13 protein-coding genes and 2 pseudogenes are annotated in these 16,695 nt (G+C 68.4%); 13 read left to right on the forward strand and 2 right to left on the reverse strand.

Annotated features, from left to right (window positions below; all coding sequences use genetic code 11):
* Window positions 1–152: 152 nt before the first annotated feature.
* The 3 genes from ACRAWC_RS20080 to ACRAWC_RS20090 all read left to right on the forward strand — a co-directional run bounded on the left by ACRAWC_RS20080 (window position 153) and on the right by ACRAWC_RS20090 (window position 4,679).
* On the forward strand, window positions 153–1,946 hold the full coding sequence (locus tag ACRAWC_RS20080) for an ABC transporter family substrate-binding protein (RefSeq protein WP_431349309.1): 1,794 nt from the start codon (window positions 153–155) through the stop codon (window positions 1,944–1,946).
* Between the two features lie 187 nt (window positions 1,947–2,133).
* The gene (locus ACRAWC_RS20085; protein ID WP_431349310.1) at window positions 2,134–3,666 is read left to right on the forward strand and encodes an ABC transporter permease subunit; all 1,533 of its coding nucleotides are present in this window, start codon (window positions 2,134–2,136) and stop codon (window positions 3,664–3,666) included.
* Complete coding sequence (locus tag ACRAWC_RS20090) at window positions 3,666–4,679, forward strand: ABC transporter permease (RefSeq protein ID WP_431349311.1); 1,014 nt, start codon at window positions 3,666–3,668, stop codon at window positions 4,677–4,679. The genes ACRAWC_RS20085 and ACRAWC_RS20090 overlap by 1 nt, the downstream gene beginning before the upstream one ends.
* A 32-nt stretch (window positions 4,680–4,711) precedes the next feature.
* Here ACRAWC_RS20090 and ACRAWC_RS20095 read toward each other — a convergent pair whose 3' ends face one another.
* The gene (locus ACRAWC_RS20095; protein WP_431349312.1) at window positions 4,712–5,338 is read right to left on the reverse strand and encodes a PH domain-containing protein; all 627 of its coding nucleotides are present in this window, start codon (window positions 5,336–5,338) and stop codon (window positions 4,712–4,714) included.
* 68 nt (window positions 5,339–5,406) lie between these two features.
* Between ACRAWC_RS20095 and ACRAWC_RS20100 the strand changes: the two genes are divergently transcribed.
* From ACRAWC_RS20100 to ACRAWC_RS20145, 10 genes and pseudogenes are all read left to right on the forward strand, one after another.
* Window positions 5,407–7,263, forward strand: a complete 1,857-nt coding sequence (locus ACRAWC_RS20100; protein WP_431349313.1) for a dipeptide ABC transporter ATP-binding protein — start codon at window positions 5,407–5,409, stop codon at window positions 7,261–7,263.
* Between the two features lie 398 nt (window positions 7,264–7,661).
* Window positions 7,662–8,636, forward strand: coding sequence for a peptide ABC transporter substrate-binding protein (locus ACRAWC_RS20105; RefSeq protein ID WP_431349314.1), 975 nt, complete (start codon window positions 7,662–7,664; stop codon window positions 8,634–8,636).
* A pseudogene (locus ACRAWC_RS20110) lies at window positions 8,633–8,839 on the forward strand (ABC transporter substrate-binding protein); the annotation flags it as partial. The gene ACRAWC_RS20105 and the pseudogene ACRAWC_RS20110, both read left to right, overlap by 4 nt.
* Before the next feature lie 146 nt (window positions 8,840–8,985).
* Complete coding sequence (locus ACRAWC_RS20115; RefSeq protein ID WP_431349315.1) at window positions 8,986–9,276, forward strand: hypothetical protein; 291 nt, start codon at window positions 8,986–8,988, stop codon at window positions 9,274–9,276.
* Window positions 9,277–9,281: 5 nt separating this feature from the next.
* Window positions 9,282–10,211 carry an ABC transporter permease gene (locus tag ACRAWC_RS20120; protein WP_431349316.1) on the forward strand — a complete coding sequence of 310 codons (930 nt, stop codon included), beginning with the start codon at window positions 9,282–9,284 and terminating at the stop codon, window positions 10,209–10,211.
* 63 nt (window positions 10,212–10,274) lie between these two features.
* A complete protein-coding gene (locus tag ACRAWC_RS20125) occupies window positions 10,275–10,487 on the forward strand; it encodes a hypothetical protein (protein ID WP_431349317.1) in 213 nt (70 codons plus the stop codon).
* A 76-nt stretch (window positions 10,488–10,563) separates the two neighbouring features.
* The gene (locus ACRAWC_RS20130; protein WP_431349318.1) at window positions 10,564–11,082 is read left to right on the forward strand and encodes an ABC transporter permease; all 519 of its coding nucleotides are present in this window, start codon (window positions 10,564–10,566) and stop codon (window positions 11,080–11,082) included.
* Entirely contained in the window at window positions 11,079–12,737 is a 1,659-nt protein-coding gene (locus ACRAWC_RS20135; RefSeq protein WP_431349319.1) for a dipeptide ABC transporter ATP-binding protein, read from the forward strand. The genes ACRAWC_RS20130 and ACRAWC_RS20135 overlap by 4 nt, the downstream gene beginning before the upstream one ends.
* Window positions 12,738–12,820: 83 nt before the next feature.
* Window positions 12,821–14,737, forward strand: coding sequence for a translational GTPase TypA (gene typA, locus ACRAWC_RS20140; RefSeq protein ID WP_431349320.1), 1,917 nt, complete (start codon window positions 12,821–12,823; stop codon window positions 14,735–14,737).
* A gap of 38 nt (window positions 14,738–14,775) precedes the next feature.
* Window positions 14,776–15,246 carry a hypothetical protein gene (locus tag ACRAWC_RS20145; RefSeq protein WP_431349321.1) on the forward strand — a complete coding sequence of 157 codons (471 nt, stop codon included), beginning with the start codon at window positions 14,776–14,778 and terminating at the stop codon, window positions 15,244–15,246.
* A gap of 150 nt (window positions 15,247–15,396) precedes the next feature.
* On the opposite strand, the pseudogene efeB reads toward ACRAWC_RS20145, so the two are convergent.
* Window positions 15,397–16,628 (reverse strand): annotated as a pseudogene (gene efeB, locus ACRAWC_RS20150) (iron uptake transporter deferrochelatase/peroxidase subunit).
* Between the last annotated feature and the right edge of the window lie 67 nt (window positions 16,629–16,695).

A 16,695-nucleotide genomic window follows, 5' to 3' on the forward strand; every position in this document is an offset into this window, starting at 1 on the left:
GACGCAACAATCCACCGACTGAGTTACCACTGTGTAACGTTTTCCAGCCCCATTTTGCATTCACCCTCAACCGTACCTAGGGTCATTCTTATCCCGCGGGGTACGGTGCTCTCGCATGCCCGTGCTGCCGCACACTTCGCACAGGAGGAACATTGCACATCAAGGGAAGAAAGGTCAGGTACGCGGTCAGCGCCGTCGCCGTCGCCGGCGTTGCAGCGCTCGCGCTGTCTGCCTGCACCACGACCGGCAGCACGGGGACCTCGTCCGCGGCCAAGGGCGGCACCGTGACGGTCGCTGTCGTGAACGACTTCACCTCGTTCAACTCACAGACCCCGCAGGGCAACCTGGACACCAACGGCCAGGTCGGCTACCTGGACGGGTCGTACGGTACTGGCTTCCAGTACATCGACAACAACTACAAGATCGTCCACGACAACAAGTTCGGAAAGTTCGAGAAGCTCTCGGACAACCCGCTCACGGTCAAGTACACCCTGAACAAGAACGACAAGTGGTCCGACGGCCAGCCCGTCACCGCTGACGACATGATCCTCGCCTGGGCCATCGCCTCCGGTCACTACGACTCCGCGAAGTTCGACAACCAGGGCAACGTGACGAGCGGTACGCAGTACTTCTCGATCGCGGGCTCGACTGCGGGCATCGACTCGACCGACTACCCGACCGTGGGCGACAACAACACGTCGATCACGCTCAAGTACTCCACGCCGTACGTGGACTGGGAGCTCGTCAACCCGATCGCACAGCCGGCGCACATCGTGGCCAAGAAGGCGGGCCTGTCCTCGGCCGCCGACCTGACCAAGCTGCTGAAGACGCTGCCGAAGGGCAACCCGGACGCTCCGGTCGCCCCGAACGCGACGCTGGAGAAGGCGGCGAAGTTCGTCAACACCGGTTACGACGTGACCGCGTTCCCGACCGACCCCGACCTGCTGGTCTCCTCCGGCCCGTTCGTCGTGTCGTCGTGGACCCCGGGCCAGTCGCTCACCATGGCGCAGAACAAGTACTACGACGGCGGCCTCAAGCCGTCCGTGGACAAGATCGTGTTCCGCATCATCCCGGACGCGAACGCCCAGGTCACCGCTCTCCAGAACGGTGAGGTCGACATCATCAACCCGCAGGCCTCGGCCGACACGCTGACTGCTCTCAAGAAGACCAGCGCGAAGGTCCTGACCGGCGACCAGGCGTCGTACGACCACCTCGACCTGAACTTCGGTTCGCAGGTCTTCGCCGACCCGAAGGTCCGTGAGGCGTTCCTCAAGACGATCCCGCGTCAGCAGATCCTCGACTCGATCGTCACCCCGGTGAACCCGAAGGCGAAGGTCCTGAACTCGCAGATCTGGCTGCCGAACCAGCAGCCGATGTACGGCGACTCGGTCAAGCAGAACGGCTCCTCCGCGTACGACAAGGTGGACATCGCGGGCGCCAAGACGCTGCTCGCCGGTGCGACCCCGACCGTCCGCATCCTGTACAACACGAACAACCCGAACCGTGTCGACGAGTTCCAGGCCATCTCGGCGTCCGCCGCCAAGGCCGGCTTCAAGGTCGTCGACGCCGGCTCGCCGGACTGGAGCAAGCTCCTCCCGGGCGGTAACTACGACGCGTCGCTCTTCGGCTGGATCAGCCCGGGCGCCGGCACCTCGCAGATCCCGCAGCTGTTCACCACTACCGGTGGCGGCAACTACAACCGCTTCTCGGCGGCGAACGACGACGCTCTGGCCACCCAGACGACGCTCGACACCAGCAAGCTCACCTCGCTGGAGATGAAGATCGACAAGACCGCCTTCTCGCAGGGCTACGGTCTGCCGCTCTTCCAGCTCCCGGGTGTCTTCGGTGCCACGTCTCGCGTCGACGGCGTGAAGTACATGGGCAACCAGAACGGCCCGTTCTGGAACTTCTGGCAGTGGACTGTGAAGTCCTCCACCGCGAAGTAAACGCTCGACAGTAAGAGTGCCCGGGTGACCCCCGGGCACTCCGCTGCGACGGGGCGTCGGCTTCGAGTCGGCGCCCCGTTATCATGTAGTCGGCGGCCGTGATCCGGTCGTCCCCCCGAATCGCGCCAGGCGAGCTCCTCGCCGCCAACCCGCAATGGCGCGCCCTGTCAGTGAAGGTTTTGAACCTATGGCGAGTTTCATCCTGAGACGACTCCTGGTCTCAGTGCTCATCATCATCGCCGCTTCGTTCCTGATGTACATGCTGGTCGCGTACAGCGCCGACCCGCTCCAGGATCTGCGAAGCAGCAATTCCCCCAACAAGACGCAGCTCATCAACGCGCGTATCCAGCTCCTCCAGCTCGACGTGGTCCCGCCCCTGCGGTGGCTGCTCTGGCTGGGAGGCGCGGCCAAGTGCCTCATCCCGTTCGCGAACTCGTGCGACCTGGGCTCGACCATCTCGAACGCGAAGGTGGTGGACATCCTCCCGCAGGCGCTCGGCTCGACCGTTCAGCTGGTCACCGTCGCGCTCATCCTCGCGATCCTGCTCGGTGTCACGATCGGTATCGTCACCGCCCTCCGGCAGTACAGCGGACTCGACAACGTCGTCACGTTCCTCAGCTTCTTCCTGTACTCCCTCCCGGCGTTCCTCGTGGCCGTCCTCCTCAAGGAGTTCGTGGCCATCGGCTTCAACAACTTCCTGGGCAACCCGACGATCCCCTGGTGGGTCGCGGTGCTGATCGGATTGGTGGCCGGACTCATCTGGCAGTCGCTGATCGGCGGTGACATGCGCCGACGTGCGGTCACATTCGCCGTCTCCGGCGTCGCCACCGCGGGTGTGCTGCTGCTGATGAGCGTCACCAACTGGTTCCTGCACCCGGGCCTCGGCCCGGTCGTGATGATCATCCTGATCGCCGGGACCGTCATCGGCGCGACCGCGTTGACGGCCGGACTGCAGAGCCGCCGCGCGCTGATCGCCGCGAGCATCGCCGGCGCCGTGTCGCTGGTCTGCTACTTCGGGCTGCAGTGGCTGTTCAACATCTCGACGCCGGCCACGATCGTGATCCTGGCCATCGTCGCGATCGGCGTCAGCCTCCTCATCGGCTGGCTCGTCGGCGGTTACGACCGCGGCCAGAACATGCGTGTCGCCGTCATCGTCACGGTCGTCTCCGGTTTCCTGATCATCGTCGACCGCTTCATGCAGGCGTGGCCGGCATACTTCCAGGACACCAACGGGCGCCCGATCGCGACGGTCGGCTCGTCGACCCCCGGCCTCACCGGCGACATGTGGGTGACCGGCCTCGACACCTTCACGCACCTGGCCCTGCCCACGATCGCGCTGCTGCTGATCTCGTTCGCGTCCTACACCCGCTACTCGCGGGCCGGCATGCTCGAGGTACTCAACCAGGACTTCATCCGCACGGCGCGGGCCAAGGGCCTCCCAGAGCGGACCGTCGTGGTGCGGCACGCCTTCCGCAACATGCTCATACCGATCACGACGCTGGTGGCGTTCGACGTGGGCGCCCTGCTCGGTGGCGCCATCATCACGGAGAAGGTCTTCGCCATCCCCGGCATGGGTTCGCTGTTCTACGCCGGCCTGTTCCGCGGCGACCTGAACCCGGTCATGGCGTACTTCGTGATCATCGCGATCATGGCCATCCTGTTCAACTTCCTCGCGGACCTGGCCTACGCCGCGCTCGACCCGAGAGTGAGGGTCCGCTGATGTCGACCACTGAACCCATGATCGCCGACGAGCTGCAGGAGCCGAGCTCCCCGCCCGTCAGCCAGGGGAAGCTGATCTGGAAGCGCTTCCTGTCCAACAAGGTCGCCGTCGCCAGCGCGATCCTCTTCATCCTGATCGTGCTGTTCTCCATCTCCGCGATCGGCATCGGCCCGATCCACGGCTGGTGGAAGTACGACTACATCGCGCTGAACGACCAGGTCAACCAGGGCGCCCCGAGCGCCGAGCACCCGTTCGGCCAGGACCGCATCGGCAAGGACTACTTCGCGCTGACCATGCGCGGCATCCAGAACTCGGTGCTGGTGATGGTCGTCCTCGGCCTGATCGCCAGCGTGGTGGGCGTCGTCGTCGGCGCGATCGCGGGTTACTTCCGCGGAATCGTCGACGCGATCCTGATGCGCATCACAGACGTCTTCATCGTGATCCCCGCGCTAGTGATCGGGTCGGTCGTCGGCCACATGTTCGGCGGTCTTGGAGCGTTCTTCCTCGCGTTGATGCTCGGCTTCTTCTCCTGGATGGGCATCGCCCGTCTGGTGCGGGGCGAGTTCCTGTCGCTGCGTGAGCGCGAGTTCGTCGAGGCGGCCCGCGTGGCCGGCGCGTCGGACATGCGGATCATCTTCAAGCACATCCTGCCGAACGCCATCGGCGTCGTCATCGTCTCCTCGACGCTCATCATGGCCTCGGCCATCCTGCTCGAGACCGCGCTGTCGTTCCTCGGCTTCGGCATCCGGCCGCCGGACGTCTCGCTCGGCCTGCTGATCAGCTCGAACGAGTCGGCCTTCCAGACCCGTCCGTGGCTGTTCTGGTGGCCCGGCGCGTTCATCGTGACGCTTGCGCTGCTGGTCAACTTCGTCGGCGACGGTCTGCGCGACGCGTTCGACCCGCGCCACCGCCGGTTCAACCTCCGCAAGATGCGCGAGGAGGAGCCGGAGCCCGGCGAGGACGACTTCGGCGGACCCCGCACGGGCGTGGCCCTCGCGGAGGACGTGCTGTGACATCCGCCGGCGCTGCGCTGCTGGTGGCCTCCTCAGGCCGCCAGCAGGGCGGCGACCGTGCCGACCGCGAGAACGGTCAGCACGGCCAGCGCGACGAGGTGCCAGCGGACCGTCACGGGCGTCTCGTCCGCGAGGCCGCTGTCGATCGTCCCGTTCTGCTGAAGCTGGGTCCAGCGGCGCCGCACCACCTCGGCCGCGGCGCCGGACTCGGTGTTCAGCAGGTCGCCAGGACGGCGCACGCTGTCCGCGACGTTCGGCTTGCCGACGCGACCGGCGGTCTCCTGACGGGTGGCGCGCAGCGTGCGCGCCGTTCCGGGAGCGGGAGCGGACCACACCGGGAACCTGCGTCCCGGCGTGTAGAGGGTGAGCGCGTACTTGGTGTCCACGTGGATGAGCGCCTGCCACGGGATGTCCACGGTGCGCGTGACGTTGATCACCTCGATGCCCTCGTCGCCGATCGCCAGCCGCGGACGCCAGAGCAGCGCCCAGCCGATGAACGCGAACAGCGCGCACGGCACGACGTAGAGCAGGCGCATATCGTGCACGCTCACCAGAAGGCCGACGACGAGGGCGGCAGCGGCCGCCCAGATCAGAACGGCAAGGACCCGGTTGAACCGGGACACGAAAACCTCGCGCTCGGCGGGGGAGACGAAGGGCATGGGTCCATGCTCTCATCCCGCAGCGTCTCCACCTCGCCCGAGCGCGCCCCCGAAAGGAACCACGAATCATGACCGAGAACACCACCGGCGGGGCCGGGGTCGTCGTCGGCGCCCCCGTGCTCGAGGTCACCGACCTGTCCGTCGACTTCGGCGTGGACAACGTCTGGGTGCCCGCGGCCAAGAAGCTGAACTACCGGATCAAGGCGGGCGAGGTGCTGGCCATCGTCGGCGAGTCCGGCTCCGGCAAGAGTGCGAGCTCGATGGCGATCCTCGACCTCCTGCCCGAGAACTCCCGCGTCCGCGGCTCGATCAAGCTGGAGGGGCGCGAGCTCACCGGCCTGACCCCGCCGCAGATGCGCCGGGTGCGCGGACGCCAGGTCGCGGTGATCTTCCAGGAGCCGATGACGGCTCTGAACCCCGTCTACACGGTCGGTTCCCAGATCGTCGAGACGCTGCGCATCCACTTCGGCATGTCGCCGCACGAGGCCAAGGAGCGCGCGCTCGAACTGCTCGACATGGTCGAGCTGCCGGACCCGGTGAAGGCGTTCAACTCGTACCCGCACCAGCTCTCCGGCGGCCAGCGCCAGCGCGCGATGATCGCCCAGTCGATCTCCTGCGACCCGAAGCTGCTCATCGCCGACGAGCCGACCACGGCGCTCGACGTGACGGTGCAGGCCGAGATCCTGGAGCTCATCCGCAGCCTCCGCGACCGCCTCGACAGCGCCATCCTGCTCATCACGCACGACATGGGCGTCGTCGCCGACCTGGCCGACAACATCGTCGTGATGCGCAAGGGCGACATCGTCGAGGCCGGCACGGTCAAGGAGGTCTTCGACGCTCCGAAGCACCCGTACACGATCGCGCTCCTCGACGCCGTGCCGCACCTCGGCCAGCGCGAGGACGAGGAGATCGACACGACCGCCGCCCTCGCCGCCGGCACCGAGAACCCGGACGCCGAGTACGCCGAGCGCATCCGCGTCAACGAGCGCATCGCCGCCGCGGCCGCCCAGGAGGCGGAGATGGACAAGCGCAAGGTCGTCGTCGACTTCGAGAAGGTCGCCATCGAGTACCCGAAGCACGGCCGGGTCCCCGCGTTCCGCGCGGCGACCGACATCGACCTCAAGATCCACGAGGGCGAGGTCGTCGGACTGGTGGGCGAGTCGGGCTCGGGCAAGACGACGCTCGGCCGCGCCGCGATCGGCCTGCTGCCGATCCACTCGGGCAAGCTCGTGGTGGCCGACCAGGACATCAGCAAGGCGAACCGCGACGAGATCCGCAAGCTGCACCGCAACGTGGGCATCGTTTTCCAGGACCCGTCGTCGTCGCTGAACCCTCGCCTGCAGATCGCCGACTCTATCGGCGAGCCCCTGCGCCTGGCGAAGGGCCTGAAGGGCGCCGGCCTGGCGAAGGAGGTCGACCGCCTCCTGGACAGCGTCGAGCTGCCGCGGGCCTACCGCAGCCGCTTCCCGCACGAGCTGTCGGGCGGCCAGAAGCAGCGTGTCGGCATCGCCCGGGCGCTGTCGCTGAAGCCGACGGTCCTGATCGCCGACGAGCCGACGAGTGCGCTCGACGTGTCGGTGCAGGCGCGCGTGCTGGAGCTGATGCAGCAGCTTCAGAGGGAGATGAACTTCGCGTGCCTGTTCATCACCCACGACCTGGCCGTCATCGATGTCCTCGCCGACCGCATCGCCGTGATGCACCACGGCGCACTGGTGGAGGTCGGCACCCGCGACGAGATCCTCCGCTACCCGAAGGAGGCCTACACCCAGCGCCTCCTGGCCGCGGTGCCGCTGCCCGACCCCGAGCAGCAGCGCGCCCGCCGCGCCCTGCGCCTGGAACTCCTGGCGGCAGGCTCTGACGAGGTCGTCCCGGTCAACGAAGGTCTGCCGCAGCAGCCCGAGCCGCCGGTGGCGCAGGGGCTGTAAGCCGATCATGAGAAGTGGGCCGCGTCAGCTGACGCGGCCCACTTTTCATTTGCGATCGCTTACAGCCTCAGTGATACCTCGCACAGCGCGGGGGCCGCTGTCGACCGCAACCGGCTTGACTCGACGACTCCGGCGCCGCATCCCACCGTCTGCCTCTCGCTGACAGAGGTCCTTTCGGACCGCTCGGGGGATGCGGCACCGGGGGCGCCGGTGAACCCCACCGACAGGGCCGCGAGCGTCATTGCACTGAACGCCGCGGACCTGCGGAAGGGAAGTGTGTTTCGCACCAGGCAACGGTATCGCGTCAGATTGTGAATTTCAATCTAACAAGAAAAACTTGCAACGCCAGGCGATGAACCCTAAGGTCTGGAGTCGACCCCCGGCTCCAGGAGGAATACGTGTCCATCAGACTTCTCGGCCGCTCCGCCGCGGCACTCGCCGCGGCCGGCGCGCTCGTGCTCACCGCCTGCAGCGGCCCCGACACCGCGTCGACCGCGGACACCACCGCCATCGTCATCGCCAACGGCAGCGAGCCGCAGAACCCGCTCATCCCGACCAACACGAACGAGGCCGGTGGCGGCAAGATCATCGACGCGGTGTTCTCCGGCCTGCTCGCTTACCAGGCCGACGGCACGCCGGTCAACGACGTCGCGCGGTCGATCGAGACGAGCGACTCGCAGCACTTCGTCGTCACCATCAACGGCGACCGCACTTTCAGCAACGGCGAGAAGGTCACCTCCCGCTCGTTCGTGGACGCGTGGAACCATGGGGCCAGGAAGAGCAACGCGCAGCTCCTGAACTCGTTCTTCGAAGACATCGAGGGGTTCTCCAGCGAGACGGACAGCGAGCTGACCGGCCTCACGATCGTCAGCGACACGGAATTCACCGTCGACCTGACGTCTCCGGTGTCCGACTTCCCGCTCCGCCTAGGCTTCTCGGCCTTCTACCCGCTGCCGAGCGTCGCCTTCGAGGACCTGAAGGCCTTCGGCGCCCACCCCGTCGGGAACGGCCCGTACAAGCTCGCGAGCGCGAGGGCCTGGAAGCACGACGAGAGCATCGACCTGGTCGCGAACCCCGCGTACACCGGCCCGCGGAAGGCGAAGAACGGCGGACTCCGCTTCGTGTTCTACGCGTCGCTGGACTCCGCGTACGCCGACCTGAGGTCGGGGACGCTCGACGTGCTCGACGCGATCCCCGACGCCGCGATCACGACCTTCGAAAAAGATCTCGACGGCCGGGCGGTCAACCAGCCCGCCGCGGTCTTCCAGAACGTCGCCATCCCCGAGCGGCTCGCGCACTTCGCGGGCGAGGAGGGAGGCTGCGCCGGCAGGCCCTCTCGCTGGCGATCGACCGGCCGCAGATCACGAAGGTGATCTTCGACGGCACGCGGACCCCGGCCAAGGACTTCACGTCCCCGGCGCTCCCCGGCTGGTCCGACCGGCTCGACGGCTCCGGCGTGCTCGGCCACGACGCGAAGAGGGCCAAGCAGCTCTGGGCGGCCGCGGACGCGCTCTCACCGTGGACCGGCACATTCACCATCGCCTACAACGCCGACGGCGGCCACCAGAGCTGGGTCGACGCCGTCGCGAACAACATCAAGAACACCCTCGGGATCGACGCGAAGGGGAGGCCTCGCCGACGTTCGCACAGCTCCGCACTGCGATCACCGATCACACGATCGACTCCGCGTTTCGCGCCGGCTGGCAGGGCGACTACCCGGGATTGCTCACGTTCCTCCGGCCGGTGTACGGGACGGGTGCGCTGTCCAACGACTCCGGCTATGCGAACCCGGAGTTCGACGCGCTGCTGGCGAAGGGTCTCGCCGAGGCGGACGTGGAGGCGGCGAACGCCGACTTCCGGGCGGCGCAGGAGCTCCTGTTGCGCGACCTCCCCGCCATCCCGCTCTGGTACCAGAACGTCACTGGGGGCTTCAGCGCGTCCGTCGATCACGTCACGTTTGCCTGGAACCTGGTCCCGCTGTACGAGCAGATCACCAAGCGCGCGGCGTCCTAGCGGCGATGATCCGCTTCCTCGGCTTCCGGCTGCTGCAGGCCGTCCCCGTCCTGCTGGGCACCACGCTGCTGATCTACTTCATGGTGTTCGCCCTGCCCGGGGACCCGATCGTCGCCCTGTTCGGCGACCGGACGCCGAGCCCGGCCGTGCTCGCGGAGTTGCGCAGCCGATACCTCCTCGACCAACCGTTCATCGTCCAGTACCTCCACTACCTCGGCGGCATCCTGCGCGGCGACTTCGGCACGTCGTTCTCCGGCGAGCCGGTGAGCGAGATCCTCGCCCGCACGTTCCCGGTCACACTGAGGCTCGCACTGCTGGCCCTCGCGATCCAGACGGTGCTCGGCATCGCGGTCGGACTCGTGAGCGGGCTCGGGAAGGGCCGGTTCTTCGACGCGAGCGCGCTCGTCGTGAGTCTGCTGCTCATCTCGGTGCCCATTTTCGTGATCGCCTTCGTGCTTCAATACGTCTTCGGGATCTGGCCCGGCTGGGTGCGCCCGACGGCGGGGCCCGGGGCGCCGCTCCAGGACCTCATCCTCCCGGCTGTCGCGATGGCGGCGTTCAGCTTCGCCCAGATCGTCCGCCTCACCCGTTCGTCGGTCATCGACACGGACGGGATGGACTTCGTGCGCGTCGCGGCGGCCAAGGGTCTGAGGCGCAGCCGGATCGTGCCCGTCCATGTGCTGCGCAACTCGCTGATCCCCGTCGTAACCTTTCTCGCCACCGACTTCGGAGTGATGCTCGTCGGCGCGACGGTGACGGAAGGGATCTTCAACGTTCCCGGCGTCGGCCGCACGCTCTACCAGGCGATCATCCGGGGTGAGGGCCCGACGGTGGTCTCGTTCGTGACGGTGATGGTCCTGCTCTATCTCGTGGTCAACGTGATCGTCGACCTGCTGTACGCCGTTCTCGACCCGAGGATTCGCTATGCGTCGTGAACCCGCCGCGGGCCGCCGCGCCACCCTTGGTCGGACGCGTGGGACGACCTGCGGCGCCGGCCGATGTTCTGGTGCTCGGTCGTCCTCATCATGCTGGTCACGGCCGTCGCCCTGTTTCCCGGACTCTTCGCGCAGGCCGCTCCGAACAACGACTGCCTGCTCGCCGACAGCAACGGCGGCCCGGCCCCCGGTCACCCCTCGGGTTCACCAAGCAGGGCTGCGATATCTATTCGCGCATCGTCCACGGCACGGGCACGTCGCTGTCGGTCGGCGTGATCGCCACCGCGTTGATGGCCGTCCTCGGAATCGTTTTCGGCGCGCTGGCGGGCTTCTACGGGGGTGGATCGACGCGGTGCTGTCCCGGGTCGGCGACATCTTCTTCTCGATCCCCTACATCCTGGCGGCGGTCGTGATCATGTCCGTCTTAGCGAAGTTCGCGAACGTCTGGGTCATCTCGCTCGCGATCGGGGTGTTCGCGTGGCCCGCGACGGCGCGGGTGCTGCGAGCGGAGGTGCTCCGGGTCAGGACGGCCGACCACGTGCTGGCTGCGAAAGCCCTCGGACTGTCGCGGTTCCACATCCTGCTGCGCCACGTGCTCCCCAACTCGCTCGCGCCCGTCATCGTCGTGACGACGCTGTCGCTCGCGGGCGCGATCGTCGCGGAGGCGACGCTCTCGTTCCTCGGCGTCGGGCTGCCGAGCGACGTGATGTCGTGGGGCAACGACATCAGCCAGGCCCAGAACGACATCCGGACGGCGCCGCAGACGCTCGTCTACCCGTCCCTGGCGCTCTCGGTCACGGTGCTGAGCTTCATCATGCTCGGCGAGGTTGTCAGAGACGCGCTCGACCCGAAGGCGAGGGCGCGTCGATGAACGCAGCAGCAGACCGCGTGAGCGAGGAGCCGCTCCTCGTGGTGTCGGACCTCCGGGTCGGTTTCGCCACACGCGGCGGCGTCGCGACCGCGGTCGAAGGCGTCGACCTCACCGTCCACCGCGGGGAGACGGTCGCGATCGTCGGCGAGTCCGGCTCGGGCAAGTCCACCACCGCGCAGGCGATCATCGGGCTGCTTCCCGGCGCCGGCCGCATCCTCGGCGGTTCGATCGTGCTCGACGGCGTGGACCTCACCGCGCTCGGCCGAAGGGAGCTGGAGGACGTCCGCGGCCGCGCGATCGGCTTCGTCCCTCAGGACCCGATGTCGAGCCTGAACCCGGTCTGGAGCGTGGGCTTCCAGGTGGAGGAGGCGATTCGCGCGAACGGCGCCGCCTCCGGCCGCCGTGCCGTGCGCGCTCAGGCGATCGAGGTGCTGGAGCGGGCCGGGCTCGCCGACGCGGGCACCCGGCTCCGCCAGTTCCCGCACCAGTTCTCCGGCGGGATGCGCCAGCGCGCGCTGATCGGGATCGGCCTCTCCGGGGACCCGACCCTCCTGATCGCGGACGAGCCGACCTCCGCCCTCGACGCCACGGTGCAGCGCGGCATCCTCGACCACCTCGGTGCGCTCACCCGCGAGCTCGGCACCACGGTGCTCCTGATCACGCACGACCTCGGGCTCGCGGCCGAGCGCGCCGACCGCGTCGTGGTGATGCACCGGGGCCGGGTCGTGGAGTCCGGCCCGAGCCGCGAGATCCTTCGGCATCCCGCGCACCCGTACACACGCCGGCTCGTGGAGGCAGCCCCGAGCGCCGCCGCGGGGCCGCTGCGCACGACCGAGCGGCGAATGGCGGCGGCGGCCGAGGCGACCCCGGCGATCGCGGTCAACGGGCTCACGAAGGTCTACCGGGTGCACGGCGGCGGTCTCCGGTCGTCGGCCCTCACCGCCGTGGACGGCGTGAGCTTCGCGGTGCCGAAAGGCACGACGACCGCCCTCGTCGGCGAGTCTGGCTCGGGCAAGTCCACGGTCGCGAAGCTGATCCTTCGGCTGGAGGAGCCGAGCGGAGGCCGCATCGCGGTCGACGGCCAGGACACCGGCGTCCTGAACGGCCGGCAGGTCTTCGCCCTCCGCCGCCGGATGCAGCCGGTGTTCCAGGACCCGTACGGCTCGCTCGACCCGCTCCGCAGCGTCGGCGCCAGCATCGCCGAACCGCTCGCCGTGCACCGCGTCGGCGATCGCGCCTTCCGCCGCCGGCGCGTCGCCGAGCTGCTCGACCGGGTGGCGCTTCCGGCGTCCTTCGCCGCCCGCTACCCGAACGAGCTCTCCGGCGGCCAGCGGCAGCGCGTCGCCATCGCCCGGGCCCTGGCGTTGAACCCCGACATCGTCGTGCTCGACGAGGCGGTGTCGGCGCTCGACGTGCTGGTCCAGGCGCAGGTGCTCGACCTTCTCGCGGAACTCCAGGACGACCTGGAGCTGACCTACCTGTTCATCACGCACGACCTCGGCGTGGTGCGCCGGATGGCGGACGACGTCTGCGTGATGCGGAGGGGCCGGCTGGTGGAGCACGGGTCGACGGCGGAGGTGTTCGCCTCCCCGCGCCAGGAGTACACGCGCGCCCTTCTCGACGCCGTCCCCGGTGCGACGATCCCGCTCGGCTGAGCGCCGTTCACGAGGGCACCCCGGCGCTGGGATAGAATAGACCGTTCCCCTTTTACTTCCTGACGAGAGTCGAGCCTTCACGCATGTCCGAGAACGCCGTCGCCCACCGCGACGATCTGCGCAATGTCGCGATCGTCGCCCACGTCGACCACGGCAAGACCACGCTGGTCGACGCCATGCTGCGGCAGACCAACTCGTTCGGCGACCACGAGCACGTCGAAGAGCGTGCCATGGACTCCAACGAGCTGGAGCGTGAGAAGGGCATCACGATCCTCGCCAAGAACACGGCGATCTCCTACAAGGGCAAGCACGCCCCGAACGGCCCGATCACGATCAACGTCATCGACACCCCGGGTCACGCCGACTTCGGCGGCGAGGTCGAGCGCGGCCTGTCGATGGTCGACGGCGTCGTCCTCCTCGTGGACGCGTCCGAGGGCCCGCTGCCGCAGACCCGCTTCGTGCTGCGCAAGGCGCTGGAGGCCAAGCTCCCGGTCATCCTGCTCGTCAACAAGACCGACCGTCCCGACGCCCGCATCGAGGAGGTCGTGCACGAGAGCCAGGACCTCCTGCTCGGCCTCGCGAGCGATCTGGCCGACGACGTGCCCGACCTCGACCTCGACGCCATCCTCGACGTGCCGGTGGTCTACGCCTCGGGGCGCAACGGCGCCGCGAGCCTGAACCGTCCCGAGAACGGCCAGCTGCCCGACAACGCGGACCTCGAGCCGCTCTTCGAGGCCATTCTCGAGCACATCCCCGCGCCGACCTACGACCCCGAGGCGCCGTTGCAGGCGCACGTCACCAACCTCGACGCCTCGCCGTTCCTCGGCCGCCTCGCGCTGCTGCGCATCTTCAACGGCACGCTCAGGAAGGGCCAGACGGTCGCCTGGGTGCGTCACGACGGCGACGTGCACAACGTGCGTGTCACCGAGCTGATGATCACCAAGGCGCTGGACCGCTACCCGGCCGAGAGCGCGGGCCCCGGCGACATCGTCGCCGTCGCCGGCTTCGCGGACATCATGATCGGCGACACCCTCGCCGACCCCGACGACATCCGCCCGCTTCCGCTGATCCACGTCGACGACCCCGCGATCTCGATGACGATCGGCACCAACACCTCCCCGCTGGTCGGCAAGGTCAAGGGTCACAAGCTCACCGCCCGCATGGTCAAGGACCGCCTCGACCGGGAGCTCATCGGCAACGTCTCGCTGCGCGTGCTCGACATCGGCCGCCCCGACGCATGGGAGGTCCAGGGTCGTGGTGAGCTCGCGCTCGCCATCCTGGTCGAGCAGATGCGGCGCGAAGGCTACGAGCTGACCGTCGGCAAGCCGCAGGTGGTCACCAAGAAGGTCGACGGCAAGACGTACGAGCCGTACGAGCACCTCACGATCGATGTTCCAGAGGAGTACCTCGGCGCGATCACGCAGCTCCTCGCCGCCCGCAAGGGCCGCATGGAGAACATGGCGAACCACGGCACCGGCTGGGTGCGCATGGAGTTCATCGTCCCGTCGCGCGGTCTCATCGGCTTCCGCACCGAGTTCCTGACGATCAGCCGCGGCACGGGCATCGCGAACGCGATCTCGCACGGCTACGACGAGTGGGCCGGCCAGATCGTGACCCGGAGCAACGGCTCCATCGTGGCCGACCGCTCCGGCGTCGTGACCCTGTTCGCCATCATCGCCCTCCAGGAGCGGATGACCTTCTTCGTGAACCCCACCGAGGAGGTCTACGAGGGCATGGTCATCGGTGAGAACTCGCGTTCGGACGACATGGACGTGAACATCACCAAGGAGAAGAAGCTGACCAACATGCGTCAGTCGACGGCCGACAACTTCGAGTCGATGACGCCTTCGCGCCAGCTGACGCTGGAGGAGTGCCTGGAGTTCGCCCGCGAGGACGAGTGCGTCGAGGTCACCCCGGAGGCCGTGCGAATCCGCAAGGTCGAGCTCGACGCCACCGCTCGCGGTCGCGCCGCCTCGCGCCTCAAGCGTCAGGACGCCTGAACGCGTCCTGCCGCTCCCGCGGCGCGCATAATCGACTCATGAGACGCTCCCGCCTGCTCGCGGTCCCGGTCGCGGCCCTCCTCTTGCTGGGGGTCGCGCCGGCGCTCGCGGGCTGCAGCTTCCAGACCGTCGTCAAGGACGTCACGGGCGGCAACGTGGACCTCGGCGGCAACAAGGTCCCGTCCGACTTCCCGACGTCGGTTCCGCTCTACAAGGGCGCGGTCGTGTTCGGCGCGAGCGTCGGCAGCGGCCACGGCAAGGTCTGGAACGTGACCGTCAAGGTGAAGGACGCGCAGGCCTACCAGGACATCGCGAAACAGCTCATGGATGCCGGCTTCGACGGCCAGTTCGGCGCGCAGGGACCGGACGGCGGAGGGACCGGGACGTTCGCGAACGCCGACTACGGCGTCCTCGTCGTCGTCAGCGACGCGGGCAACAACGGCTGGGTCGCGAACTACTCGGTATCGCGCGCCGCGGTGGCGACCCCGTCGCCGACCACGACGCCCTAGCCGCCGCGCACATTCGTGACGAATGTCGCGAAAAGCGCGGCGTTTGCCGCGATTCGTGACGAATGTGGAAGTAGCTGAAGCCGGCGATTCGTGACGAATGTCGCGAAAAGCGCGGCGAATCCAAGGATTCGTGACGAATGTGCGGGGTGGTTACGCGAAGAGGCCCGCGCCCACGAACGAGCCCTCGCGGGCGCCGGGCGGCACCGCGAACACGGCGGAGCCGACGTGCTTGAGGTACTCGTTCATCAGGTCGTTCTTCGCGAGCCGGTTCTGGATGGGGATGAACTGCTTCCGCGGATCGCGCTGGAAAGCGATGAAGAACAGCCCCGCGTTCAGCCGGCCGAGCTCGTCGTTGCCGTCCACGAAGTTGTAGCCGCGGCGGAGAAGCTGCGCGCCGTCGTTCATCGTGGGGTGCGCGAGGCGGACGTGCGAGTCCGGGTCGATCTTCGTGCCCCCGGCCGATGACAGCGCGAGGAAGTTCGGCTCGCTGAACTCCGTTCCACCGGAGAGCGGCGCACCCTCGCCCTTGTCCCGCCCGACGATGCGCTCCTGCTCGCCGAGCTGCTGGCGGTCCCAGGTCTCGATGACCATCCGGATCTTCCGCGCCACGAGGTAGGAGCCGCCGTGCATCCAGGCCGCGCCGTCGCCGCGGTCGGCCCAGACCTGATCGTTCACGACCGAGGAGTCCTCCGCCTTGATGTTCGCGGTGCCGTCCTTGAAGCCGAACAGATTGCGGGCGGTGGTCTGGCTGCGCGAGGTGGAGGATGTGCGCCCGAAACCGAGCTGCGACCAGCGGATGGCGGCGCGGCCGAAGGCGATGCGGGAGAGGTTGCGGATGGCGTGCACGGCCACCTGCGGGTCCTCGCTGCACGCCTGGACGCACAGGTCGCCGCCGGTGAGGCCGTCGAGCAGCGCGTCGCCGGGGAAGTGCGGGAGGTCGACCAGCGCGGCCGGCCGCCGGGCGGCGATCCCGAACCGGTCGGTTCCGTCGGCGGCCGTGAACAGCGTCGGGCCGAAGCCGAACGTGAGGGTGAGGCCGCCGGGCGGGAGGTCGAGCGCCTCGCCGGTGTCGTCCGGGGGAGCGTCCGACGGGCCGGAGGCGGGGCCGTGCTTCCCGGCGGGCTTGCCCTGCGTCATCCGGGCGGCGGCGACGGTCCAGTCCTGCAGCAGCTCGATCAGGCCGTCCCGGCCGAGGCCGGCTGCGACGTCGAAGGAAGCGAAGTGGAGACGGTCCTGGGTGGGCGTGACGATGCCGGACTGGTTCGCGCCGTAGAACGGGTAGGTCGTGCTCTCGGGGGAGGAGGCGACCGCGTGGCCCACGGCCGCTCCGCTCCGAACCCGACCACGCCGGCCCCGACCGCGGCGCCGGCCAGGCCGAGCATCCCGCGCCGGGACAGGCCGGACCGTGTGGCACCCTCGACGGGCGCCGGACGGTCGGCGGAGGTCGTG

Source organism: Leifsonia sp. L25, from assembly GCF_050632895.1.

Coding starts and splice junctions, on each gene's coding strand:
- ACRAWC_RS20085 (WP_431349310.1), top strand. CDS start 2,134: ATGGCGAGTTTCATCCTGAGACGACTCCTGGTCTCAGTGCTCATCATC.
- ACRAWC_RS20090 (WP_431349311.1), top strand. CDS start 3,666: ATGTCGACCACTGAACCCATGATCGCCGACGAGCTGCAGGAGCCGAGC.
- ACRAWC_RS20095 (WP_431349312.1), bottom strand. CDS start 5,338: ATGCCCTTCGTCTCCCCCGCCGAGCGCGAGGTTTTCGTGTCCCGGTTC.
- ACRAWC_RS20100 (WP_431349313.1), top strand. CDS start 5,407: ATGACCGAGAACACCACCGGCGGGGCCGGGGTCGTCGTCGGCGCCCCC.
- ACRAWC_RS20120 (WP_431349316.1), top strand. CDS start 9,282: ATGATCCGCTTCCTCGGCTTCCGGCTGCTGCAGGCCGTCCCCGTCCTG.
- ACRAWC_RS20125 (WP_431349317.1), top strand. CDS start 10,275: ATGTTCTGGTGCTCGGTCGTCCTCATCATGCTGGTCACGGCCGTCGCC.
- ACRAWC_RS20135 (WP_431349319.1), top strand. CDS start 11,079: ATGAACGCAGCAGCAGACCGCGTGAGCGAGGAGCCGCTCCTCGTGGTG.
- typA (WP_431349320.1), top strand. CDS start 12,821: ATGTCCGAGAACGCCGTCGCCCACCGCGACGATCTGCGCAATGTCGCG.
- ACRAWC_RS20145 (WP_431349321.1), top strand. CDS start 14,776: ATGAGACGCTCCCGCCTGCTCGCGGTCCCGGTCGCGGCCCTCCTCTTG.